This is a genomic window from Armatimonadota bacterium, assembly GCA_020354555.1.
Lineage (GTDB): Bacteria > Armatimonadota > Hebobacteria.
This window is the reverse complement of record CP070648.1, coordinates 3,224,035-3,234,566: the sequence shown is the minus strand read 5'-3', so window position 1 is coordinate 3,234,566 and position 10,532 is coordinate 3,224,035. Positions and strand designations below refer to the sequence as shown.

Sequence of the window (10,532 nt, the reverse complement as noted above, 5' to 3'; positions counted from 1 at the left end):
TGCGATCTGTCTCTACACCGACAGGAAGCGCAAAGTCGAGTTCGATGCGGAAGGTGGCTCGCACCGGCCCGGCCTCGATCAACGCGATGCGGGCCGCAGCGCTGGCCGTGGTGAAGGTTTCGCTGTTCAGGGAGTACGAGTAGTCGTATTCATCGCCGACGTCCTCGGTGCTCTCGAAGAGGTTGCAGTCGTAGAACCAGGCCCCGCTTTCCTTGTCTTCGATATCCACCGTGCCGTTGGAATTGATGTGAACGCCAACGCGGCCGTTCTCCATCCGATCATCGGCGACGATGAGATCGGTCTCGGAAGCCGCGGGCTCCCCAGGCTCTGCGAAGTATGTCCTGTATCCCAAAGCCGGCAGATGATCCGCGGCAAAGCACAGCTCGAATTCCCGCACGTTCATCCCGGCGGGGAAGCCGCTGCGGTGCTCGGCGACGCGGTCGCCGCAGATCTGGCATGGCACTTCAGCGCCGGAGGCATCGCGCACGACGAAGCGATCGGGGAGCCGGTTCGTCGCCACGGGCAGCTCCATCTTCGCGCACACGACGCCGGACCACGACCACCCCAACGGATTGAACGCGACCAGCGCGCGGGCGTTCTCGCGTTCGGGGTCGAGGCGCGTATCGGCACGCTGTGCGACGAAATCCAGCCCTTCGGCGGTCAGTGCTTCGCCGATCTGCTGTGCCTGCTCGAAGCGGGGCAGCATCTCGCGGTGCACCTGGTCGATGCTGCATCCGCAGATCGAGTCGTGGGGGTGATTCTGCAGGCACAACTTCCACGCTTCCCACAGGAAGGCTGCGTCGTATGACTTGGCCCACAGCCAGGCAAGGGCCGACGCCGGCTCCGCCCAGCGCTCCAGCAACGTCTGCGTCCGCTCGTTGGCCTGCTTCAGGTACATCCGCGCGGAGAAAGTACCGGACAGCAGAGGGTGGTACTTGCCCTGGTGCAGTTCGCCGGACACCACGCCGAGCTCCGGTTGCTGTTCAAGAACCCCACTTACGAAATCCTCGTACGTGCCGTGCACGAACTCGGCGTCATCCATGTGTCGGTTGACGTGCTCGATGATATCGGGCAGCTCCGGTTGGGGCTCAACGTGATCGCAGCCGTTGTTGGCCAGGATGTGCTGGGTTGCAGCTTTCGGCCCGTGCCGGTCCACCTCACGACGGGCACGAGACAATGCGAGCTCGAGGTTGAGGACCCGCCCGCCGCCCGGGGGGCGCTCGTAACCCCACCCGGAGAAGTTGCAGTAGCCGGTGAGGAGATGAACCGCAAGCACCCGCGTGCCGTCGGGCGCCTCCCACCAGAACTCGTTGGTTAGTCGTTCCGCCTCCTCGCCCATGCCGCGCATGAACAGCGCGGAGTTGATGCCGAACCCGGCGAGTATCTGTGGCAGCTGTGCGATATGGCCGAATGGATCGGGGATGTAGCCGGCCTTCATCACACGCCCGAACGCAGAGGCGATCATGTGACCCGCCATCAGGTTGCGGATGAGCGCCTCGCCGCTGACCAGGAATTCGTCGGGCAGGACATACCACGGGCCGACCAGCATACGGCCTTGCTTGACGTAATCGGCGATCCGCTTGCGGTTCTCAGGGCGGATGGCGAGGTAGTCTTCGATGACGACCGTCTGGCCGTCGAAGGTGAAGCTGTCGTAGCGCGGGTTGGAATCCAGTATGTCGAGGAGCTTGTCGGTAAGGCGAACGAGGCGAATGCGGAAGTCCTGAAATGTCGAATACCACTCCCGGTCCCAGTGGGTTTCCGGGACAACAGTAACCCTGTACGTCTTCTCCATGTGGGCTCCTCGTGGCGTTATGGGGGGAGGTAAAGCGGCAGGTCGCGAACGTCCGGACCCTGAGAGCGCGCGGCGTCGGGCGCCGATATTCGACCACGGCTTACGCGTCACGCCGCCCCCTGGGCGCGTCATCTCAGTCATCGCCGCCGGCTTGAGCTTACGCTCCGCTGCCCGGACCAGCGCCCGAACCACCGGGCTTCGTCGGCGCTCCGCCGCCGGGGCTGGGGCGACCGGGCAACCCGGTCTCGCCCATGCCTGGCTGGCCCCCGGCACCGGGCTTGGCAAGCCCCTGGCCCGCCTTGGCGCGGGGTGGCGCCTTGCCCGCGCCCTGCTCCGGCGCCGGGACGGGCGTCAACCTGCCGGTCAACACGGCCGCGATCTGTCCTGCAAGCGCAGGAGGGACATCGCGCATGACGGCTGCCGTGAACCTCATTTGCGTCTGCTGCTGGTCAACGCGCCAACTGAACCCTTCCTTGGCCAGCACCATGTTTGCGCGCACCGGATGCTTCTTAAGGTGCTTTACGGCGAGATCCACAAGTATAGGCTGAGTCAGTCCGACTGCCGGATCCAGCGTCAACTGCACCGACGCGGGCACCTCCGCCTGCTTGCCCGAGACGATCACCCCGTCGCGTTGTACCTCGTATTCCGCAATCATCAACCGCTGCGGCAGGACGCTCTGCCCGCTTGTGTCGCGGCTCGACAGGCGATCACGTTTCTCCTCGTTGCCGTTTCTGACCGCTCGCAGATACTGTTCGGCCACATCGGCCGGTTCGCTCCTAAGGAGCAGGAAGTACGCCCCCGCCGCGGCCGCGAGCACCAGCGCGACCACTGCCACTGCGGTCCATGGCACGGCCAGCGAGACCGTGCGCGTCGCGGCTTTGGGCGCCGCTGCTGCGCCGGCGGGCCCGTCAAGCGGCGCCCAACAGTTCCAGCACGCCGCTTTCTCGCGCTTGTTTTCCACGCCGCATCGAGGGCACGTTTTCATCTGAGATCTCTCCCGCGGCCAAGTTACCTGTGCGCTCAGCCGCCTGGCGGTCTTCGAACCCGGGCTTCCTTCGACGTCCGATTATGGAGTTCGGTTTCCCGCGCTGGTTTCCCTGCCCGACTTCGCGCCCTGGCGCGCCGACTTTCAGCCCCGGCGTCGACGCTTGCAGCCGGCGCCGTCAAGTCATGGGGCCGCGACCGCCAGTTGACGCGACGCAAGGGCGGGCCTCACGCAGTGAAGCCGGCGCCGCTTCACGGCGCGTCGGCGTCCTACGCACGAAACAACAGCGCTGCATTATGTCCGCCGAAGCCGAACGATGCGGACAGAGCAATCTTGACGTCCGCCTCACGCGCTTGGTTGGGCACATAGTCGAGGTCGCATTCCGGATCCGGATGCTGGTAGTTGATCGTCGGGTGGACGACGCCGCGCGTTATCGTGAGGGCGCACACAATGGCCTCGACTGCGCCTGCGGCGCCCAGCAGGTGACCGGTCATGGACTTGGTGGAGCTTATCGGAATCTCGCGGGCGGCGTCGCCGAAACAGCTCTTGATGCCGTCGGTTTCGAGCTTGTCGTTCAACTGCGTGGACGTGCCGTGCGCGTTAATGTAATCCACCTCGCGCGGCTGGATGCCCGCCTTGCGAATCGCAGTGGCCATCGCGCGAGCGCCGCCTTCGCCCGCGGGAGCCGGAGCCGTCACGTGGTAGGCGTCCGCGGTCAACCCGTAACCGATGACCTCGCAGTAGATGCGCGCGCCGCGCTCGCGCGCCCCCTCCTCCGCCTCGAGGACGACGGCTCCCGCTCCTTCAGCCATGACGAAGCCGTCGCGCTCCTTGTCGAAGGGGCGACTGGCGCGCTGGGGGTCGTCGTTGCGCGTCGAGAGGGCCCTCATGGCGCAGAAGCCGGCGAGGCCGAGCGGCGTTACCGCGGCCTCCGAACCGCCGGCGATCATCGCGTCGGCGTCACCACGCCGGATGATCTCGTAGGCGTCGCCGATGGCATGAGTGCTGGTGGCGCAGGCGCCGACCACCGCAAGGTTAGGCCCGCGGGCGCCGAACATGATGGCCACCTGCCCCGATGCCATGTCGCTGATGAGCATGGGGATGAAGAATGGGCTGACGCGATGGGGCCCTTTATCGCGCAGGACGCTGTGCTGCTGCTCCCAGGTCCAGGTGCCGCCGATACCGGTGCCGAGGATGACGCCAACCCGCTCCGAGCGCGCGCCGACGTCCAGCTTCGAGTCCTCGAGCGCGATGCGCGAAGCGGCCACCGCGAACTGACAGTAGCGATCCATGCGCTTCGCGACCTTGCGCTCCATGAACTGGAGCGCATCGAAGTCGCGCACCTCCCCCGCGAACCTCGTCGGGTAACCCGAGACATCGAACGCCTCGATGGGCGCAATGCCGGATCGTCCACCAACCAAGGATTGCCAGAAGGGCTCGACGCCGATCCCCACCGGCGTCACCGCGCCCAGCCCCGTTATGACCACTCGCCTGCGCATGCTGCGCCGCCCCGCTGCGCTCGTGGGGAGCGCACGGCGGATTGTCAGGCGGCGCTTGCTTCGGCCTGCTTGCGCCGCACGATGTAGTTTACCGCGTCCTGCACGGTCCTGATCAGTTCGGCGTCCTCGTCCGGGATGTTCTCGATCTCGAACTTCTCCTCGAACGCCATGATCAGCTCGACCAAGGCCAGAGAGTCGGCGCCGAGGTCATCCTGGAACGTTGCTTCGGGCGTGACCTCGCTTTCGTCAACGTTCAATTCCTCGGCCACCAGCTTCTTCACCTTGGCGAAGACTTCTTCTTGCACGAAACCCACCTCCTGGGGCGCCGTTAATGCCGACGCGTCTGCGCTCTCTTCACTTACGCAGTTTCGGGAATCACCCATGCGGCCATTTGAGCCGCTCCAGAGCCGCGCCATCGAGACTGCTCCGCGGCGGGGTTCTGCAGCATAATTCCCCGGTTGGGCAGCCCTGCGGCAACACCACAACAGCATCAATCCGCCGCATCGGGAACCGCCCCCTACGCGGTGACTAGTCCGCCATCCACCGAGATGACCTGACCGGTGACATAGGAGGCAGCCGGCGATGCCAGAAAGGTCGCTACGGCCGCCACTTCCTCGGGAAAGCCGAATCGCGCGAGTGGCACGTGCGACAACGCTCGCTCGCGCAGATGTGTCGGCAGGCGGCTCGTCATGTCGGTCTCGATGAAGCCCGGCGCAATGGCGTTGACGCGAATTCCGCGCTGCGCGAGTTCGCGCGCGCAGCTCTTGGTGAGGCCGATGATGCCGGCCTTAGATGCGGCGTAGTTGGCCTGACCGATGTTGCCCGTCAGCCCCACCGCCGAACTCATGTTGACGATCGCGCCGTCCCCCTTCGTCATATGCCTCACCGCCGCGCGCGTGCACAGAAACGCGCCGGTTAAGTTGACCTCGATCACGCGCTGCCAGTCCTCGTCGGTGATGCGCAACAGCAGTGCATCGCGGATGATGCCCGCGTTGTTGACCAGGATGTCCAGCCCCTCGCGGCCGTCCGCCGCCTGCTGCACCATCCCGTCCACGGCCGCGGGGTCCGACACATCGGCCGAGACGACCAGCGCTTTTCGCCCTAGAGCTTGGATTTCCTGCGCCACCGCCTCCGCCTCGGCCGCGCCGTCCGGGATATCGTTGACGACGATGTCAGCACCGGCACGCGCCATCGCCAGCGCAATGGCTCTGCCCAGGCCGCGCCGCGCGCCGGTGACCAGTGCTATCTTGCCGGAAAGATCAGTTATGCGAGACTCGCTCACCAACTACCCCGTGATGCGCCGCAGGGATTCGTCGTCCCCGGCCGGAATCACTTCCGCCCCAGGCTCTATCCTGCGCATCAGCCCGGCCAGGACGTTACCAGGCCCCACCTCATAGAACCTGCGGATGCCTTGATCCAGCAGCCTGCCGACGCAATTCTCCCACAGCACCGGGCTGGTCATCTGGGCGGCAGCAGCCGCCCTGACTTCCGCCGCGCTTCGCACCCAGTCGCCGGTTGCATTGGCCGCCGCAGGCGGCGCCGGATCGAAGACCTTGACTTCGCCAAGGGCCTCGGCAAACCTCTCGGCTGCCGGCGCCATAAGCGGCGAGTGGAACGCCCCCGCGACGGGGAGCGCGCGCGCCTTCCCGCCTCGCCGCGCGGCGAGGCGGATCGCCTCCTGCACCGCCGCGCGGTCGCCCGAGATTACGACCTGCCCCGGGCAGTTGAAGTTCGCGAGTACGACGACGCCCGCGCCGGATGCGTCAGCGCACACGGCCTCGACATCGGCGTGCTCGAGCCCGAGGATCGCCGCCATCGCACCGGGACGGCGCTGCGCCGCTTCCTCCATTGCGCGGCCGCGCAGCGCGACGAGACTGGCGACATCCGCTCGCGTCATCGCGCCGCACACGGTCCACGCGGCGAATTCGCCCAGGCTGTGCCCTGCAGCCGCCGCCGGCTCCACCCCCGCCTCATCTAGCACCGCTGCACAGCCTAGCTCTACCGCGAGCATCGCCGGCTGGACCGCCGCAGTGGATTCGAGAGTCTGCCCGGACTCCTCGAAGCACGCCGCGGCGACGTCGAAACCGGCCGCCTGCGACACCTCGTCAAATACCGCGCGCGCCGCCTCCCACCTCTCGTAAACGTCGCGCCCCATGCCGGGCCGCTGCGAGCCCTGACCGGGGAAAAGAAACGCCGGCCCCTCGCGCATCACTCCCCCGTCCCCGCTTACCACCGCATCGCCACAGCGCCGTACGTCAGTCCCGCGCCGAAGCCGACCAGCAGCACGAGCTGGCCCTGCGTCAGCCTGCCCGCCTCGACGGTCTCCGCCAGCGCCATCGGGATCGAGGCCGCCGACGTGTTGCCGTAACGATCAACATTGCAGACCCATTTCTCCTGCGGCACGTTCATCCGCTTGGCGCACGCCTCGATGATCCGAACGTTGGCCTGGTGCGGGATGATGAGATCCACGTCCGCCAGGGTCAACCCCGCTTTCGCCAGGCATTCGACGGCCACCTCTTCAACCACCTGCACCGCGAAGCGGAAGATTTCGTTGCCGTCCATGCGGGCGTAATGCAGCCCTTGCTCCACCGTCTCTGCAGTGGTAGGGACGCGAGACCCGCCAGCGGGCATCTTGAGCGCGTCGCCGCCCGACCCGTCCGCGCGGAGCACGAAGGAAAGGACGCCTCGGCCCTCCTCCACGGGCTGCAAGATGCCGGCTCCCGCCCCGTCGCCGGGGATGACGCACGTGCTGCGGTCGGTCCAGTCCACAAGACGCGTGAGCACTTCCGCGCCGATGACGAGAGCGTTGGCGACCCCGCCTGTGGCGATCGCCTGGCTCGCAAGGCTGACCCCGTACACGAAGCCCGTGCAGCCCGCCTCCAAGTCAAACGCGGCAGCGCGGGCGGCCCCGAGCTTGTCCTGGACGATGCAAGCGGTCGCCGGGAACTGCATGTCCGGCGTAACCGTCGCAACGATGACGAGATCGAGTTCCTCGGGCTGAAGGCGCGCGCGCTCCAGTGCCCCGCGCGCCGCCCCGAGCGCGAGATCGGAGGTCGCGACCTCCGGATCCGCGACGCGCCTTTCGGCGATGCCTGTGCGCGTGCGAATCCATTCGTCCGAGGTGTCCACCATGCGCTCGAGGTCGAGGTTGGTGAGGATCCGCGGGGGAACGCAGAGGGACACGCCGGTGATCCCGACGGAACGGATGGTAGTGGTCAATTGCTGCGAGAATCCTCCCGGGCTGTATTCGCTGCTTCGGCTCGTGCTGCAACGTTGCGGTCACGCAGGCAGGACGCGACGCCCTCGACGACGCGGTTCTCGACTGATTCTTTGGCCACGCGGATGGCGCTCACCACGGCTTTTGCCGTCGAGCGCCCGTGGCTGATGACAACGACGTGCTTGACACCCAGGAGCAGAGCGCCGCCGTACTCGGCGTAGTCGAGCCGGCGTCGCAAGCCCTCGAGCGCCGACGAGAAGCTCTCGCTGTCTCGGATCGTCGGCGGAAGCTGCGCCAGTTCTTGCATGAGCAGGGTGACGAAAAGGTCGGCCCACCCCTCCCCCAGTTTAAGCGCGATGTTGCCGATGAAGCCATCGCACACCACAACGTCCGCGCCGCCGTTCATCAGCCCGGTACCCTCAACGTTGCCGATGAAGTTCAGATCCGTGGCGCTCAACGCCTCGTGCACGCTCTTCGTCAACTCATTGCCCTTGGACGGCTCCTCGCCGATGTTGAGCAGCGCGATGCGTGGGTTGTCTACGTGGAGCACCCGACGAGCGTAGACATCGCCCATGCAGGCGAATTGCACGAGGTGCTTGGGCCGGCAATCGCAGTTCGCCCCGGCGTCGAGGAGCACGACGCTGCCGTCTGTGCTGGGCAGGACGGTGGCGATGGCGGGACGTGAGACGCCTTCGATGGTGCCCAGGTTCAAGAGGGCAGCACCCATAAAGGCTCCCGAATTGCCCGCGGACACGACGGCGTCGGCCTTGCCATCGGCGACGATCCTGGCCGCTACCGTCATCGAGGCGTCGAGCTTACCGCGTAGGGCCGCGCTCGGCGATTCGTGCATCTCGATAATCTGGGACGCGTGGACAATTTCGACACTGCCGGGTGGCGGGGCATACTTGCCAAGTTCTGCCCGCACGCTCTGTTCGTCCCCCACCAGCGCCACAGAGACACCGAGATCGCGCGTCGCGAGAACTGCCGCCTCGACGATCGCCGCCGGCGCGTGATCACCTCCCATGGCATCAATGGCTATTCTCGTCCCCAACTCGCCACCTTTCCTTCAGAGTTCGCGTCCGCAATCGGTTCGCCGATAGCTCGCTCGAGACAAACACGCCTGTCCACTCCCCCGCCAGCCCTCGCATCCCGCCACGAGGCGCAACTAAACGGCGTCGCGTATCGCGCGTTACTTCTGCGACTTGCGTTCCTTCACCTGCACGGCGGCGCGGCCGGAGTAGTAGCCGCAGGACGGACATGCTTGGTGCGGCATTCGGTATTCGTGGCACTGGGGGCATCTGCTGAAGTTCGGCGGCGTCAGCTTCCAGTTCGCGCGCCTGTTGTCACGGCGGCTCTTCGAGATCTTTCGCTTGGGCAGAGCCAAGTTGGTTCCCTCCTTAGTCCGGACGTTCGATGAGCGTCTTCAGTTCGGCGAGCGGCCCGTGCGGCTCCTCTGGCGGGCAGGTGCACGTGCCCGTGTTGAGATCGCTGCCGCAGCGCGAGCACACTCCTGCGCACCCCTCGCGACACAGCGGCTGCAGCGGCAGGTTGATGACAACGTTCTGTCGCACGAGTTCGGTTAGATCCAAGATGTTCTCGTGGAACGCTGCTCGGTCGGGCTCCTCGACATCTATGGTTTGCTCTTCGATCGATTCCGCAGCGGGCCGCGCGCTGAACTCCTCGCTCAGCGGTATATCCAGCGCCACCACGGCCGGCCCGCAGCACCGGGCGCATTCCAGACGGACCGCCGCGGTCATCGCCCCGCGCAAGACCAGCAGTCGGCCCGTATTGGTGACCGAGAAGCTGCCCCGCGCGGGCTCGACCAGGTCGACATCGGGGTCGCGAGCCAACGCTTCCTCGAAATGATGTGTAGCGTGCGCGCCCGGCGTTCGCGCTATGTCGGTGAGATCGATTTTCATATCACCAGCCTGCACGAACGTGGTTCTTGCATTGACGCAGCGCTCCATGCCGGGCGAACCGCGCTCAAGAACCGCATTCCGGAGGAGTCAGGATTGCGCACGACACCTGGGGCGAGCGCCATACGCGACGTCTGAGCTCATCGCGGGCAATCGGCCTAATCCGGGTGCCACCCGGCGTCGCGCAGCATGTCCATCATCGCGGCCATGCATAGGCGACTGCCGTCTTCGCGCGTCCCGCCCGCTGGCGTGTAGTGCGTTTCCAGCGACACCGCGCCCTCGTATCCGCCTTCGATAAGCGCGCGGAACTGGCGTGGCCAGTCAATCTCGCCGGTGCCCATTACCACCCAGCGCGCCTTGCCCGTGTCCGGCTCCACAGCGGCGTCCTTGACATGGACATGCGCGACATACGGCCGGATGTGGTCGTAGCCGTCTGGATACGGCACCTCGCCAGAGAAAAACGCATTCCCGGGATCCCATGCCACGCGCAGGCTCGGCGAGCCGAGATCCTCGATGAACCGGGCAGTCTCATCGCCGCGGCCCACGCCGCACGCGTGTTCATTTTCGAGTCCGAACACCACACCCGCCGATTCGATGATGCGCACCGGTTCCTCGAATGCGGCCACCATGCGCGTCCAGGCCTCACGCGGGACGTCGGCCTCGCGCAAGTGCTTGTTGCTCGGGCCCGACGCGTCGCGCTCGATTCCCACCGGCACGTGCGCCGGGCGCCAGAAAGCGAATCCGCGGATCACCGGCGCATCGAGCACCCGGCACAACTCCACGGCCCGCCGGAGCATCGCTACGTGCTGCTCAACCGTCGCCGCCGCCGCCTGCTCGTCCACCCCCTCGCGCGCCGGGAAGCCCGGCAGGTCGCACTTGTAGAAACCGGTTGCGATTGAGGCGACCGTGAAGCCGCGTGCGACAAGGATGTCGCGGATTCGCGCCACCTCTTCATCAGGCTGCTCGACGATACTCTCGTCCCACACGCCCCTGAGTTCGACCGCGCGGACGCCGAACTCCTCGGCGACGTCAAGAGCATGCTCGAGATCTTGCGATATCTCGTCGGTGAAAACACAGGGACGAAGCATGGACCCGCCCGGCGTGTGGGATGCCGTCCAGAAAG

The 10,532-nt window shown here is 66.2% G+C and carries 11 protein-coding genes; all 11 read right to left on the bottom strand.

Annotated features, from left to right (window positions below; all coding sequences use genetic code 11):
- The coding region (locus tag JSV65_13235) for a hypothetical protein (GenBank protein ID UCH33521.1) at positions 1–1,792 on the bottom strand (1,792 nt) is incomplete at its 3' end.
- Positions 1,793–1,949: 157 nt separating this feature from the next.
- Positions 1,950–2,777: a hypothetical protein gene (locus JSV65_13230; protein ID UCH33520.1), complete on the bottom strand. Its 828-nt coding sequence runs from the start codon at positions 2,775–2,777 to the stop codon at positions 1,950–1,952.
- Positions 2,778–3,046: 269 nt separating this feature from the next.
- Positions 3,047–4,276, bottom strand: coding sequence for a beta-ketoacyl-ACP synthase II (gene fabF / locus JSV65_13225; GenBank protein ID UCH33519.1), 1,230 nt, complete (start codon positions 4,274–4,276; stop codon positions 3,047–3,049).
- A 44-nt stretch (positions 4,277–4,320) separates the two neighbouring features.
- Positions 4,321–4,659 (bottom strand): acyl carrier protein, encoded by a 339-nt coding sequence (locus tag JSV65_13220; protein UCH36780.1) that lies wholly within the window; start codon positions 4,657–4,659, stop codon positions 4,321–4,323.
- A gap of 134 nt (positions 4,660–4,793) precedes the next feature.
- On the bottom strand, positions 4,794–5,543 hold the full coding sequence (fabG, locus tag JSV65_13215; protein UCH36779.1) for a 3-oxoacyl-[acyl-carrier-protein] reductase: 750 nt from the start codon (positions 5,541–5,543) through the stop codon (positions 4,794–4,796).
- Between the two features lie 18 nt (positions 5,544–5,561).
- Entirely contained in the window at positions 5,562–6,485 is a 924-nt protein-coding gene (locus JSV65_13210) for an ACP S-malonyltransferase (GenBank protein ID UCH33518.1), read from the bottom strand.
- A 17-nt stretch (positions 6,486–6,502) separates the two neighbouring features.
- Positions 6,503–7,495, bottom strand: coding sequence for a ketoacyl-ACP synthase III (locus JSV65_13205; GenBank protein UCH33517.1), 993 nt, complete (start codon positions 7,493–7,495; stop codon positions 6,503–6,505).
- On the bottom strand, positions 7,492–8,517 hold the full coding sequence (gene plsX, locus JSV65_13200) for a phosphate acyltransferase PlsX (protein UCH36778.1): 1,026 nt from the start codon (positions 8,515–8,517) through the stop codon (positions 7,492–7,494). Before plsX ends, JSV65_13205 begins: the two co-directional genes overlap by 4 nt.
- Positions 8,518–8,682: 165 nt before the next feature.
- Complete coding sequence (gene rpmF / locus JSV65_13195) at positions 8,683–8,877, bottom strand: 50S ribosomal protein L32 (protein ID UCH33516.1); 195 nt, start codon at positions 8,875–8,877, stop codon at positions 8,683–8,685.
- 13 nt (positions 8,878–8,890) lie between these two features.
- Complete coding sequence (locus JSV65_13190; protein ID UCH33515.1) at positions 8,891–9,412, bottom strand: DUF177 domain-containing protein; 522 nt, start codon at positions 9,410–9,412, stop codon at positions 8,891–8,893.
- A 155-nt stretch (positions 9,413–9,567) separates the two neighbouring features.
- Positions 9,568–10,497 carry a sugar phosphate isomerase/epimerase gene (locus tag JSV65_13185; GenBank protein ID UCH33514.1) on the bottom strand — a complete coding sequence of 310 codons (930 nt, stop codon included), beginning with the start codon at positions 10,495–10,497 and terminating at the stop codon, positions 9,568–9,570.
- Between the last annotated feature and the right edge of the window lie 35 nt (positions 10,498–10,532).

Excerpts from the sequence above, each read along its gene's own strand:
- JSV65_13230 (UCH33520.1), bottom strand. The coding sequence starts at position 2,777 with ATGAAAACGTGCCCTCGATGCGGCGTGGAAAACAAGCGCGAGAAAGCG.
- fabF (UCH33519.1), bottom strand. The coding sequence starts at position 4,276 with ATGCGCAGGCGAGTGGTCATAACGGGGCTGGGCGCGGTGACGCCGGTG.
- JSV65_13220 (UCH36780.1), bottom strand. The coding sequence starts at position 4,659 with ATGGGTGATTCCCGAAACTGCGTAAGTGAAGAGAGCGCAGACGCGTCG.
- JSV65_13210 (UCH33518.1), bottom strand. The coding sequence starts at position 6,485 with ATGCGCGAGGGGCCGGCGTTTCTTTTCCCCGGTCAGGGCTCGCAGCGG.
- plsX (UCH36778.1), bottom strand. The coding sequence starts at position 8,517 with ATGGGAGGTGATCACGCGCCGGCGGCGATCGTCGAGGCGGCAGTTCTC.
- JSV65_13190 (UCH33515.1), bottom strand. The coding sequence starts at position 9,412 with ATGAAAATCGATCTCACCGACATAGCGCGAACGCCGGGCGCGCACGCT.
- JSV65_13185 (UCH33514.1), bottom strand. The coding sequence starts at position 10,497 with ATGCTTCGTCCCTGTGTTTTCACCGACGAGATATCGCAAGATCTCGAG.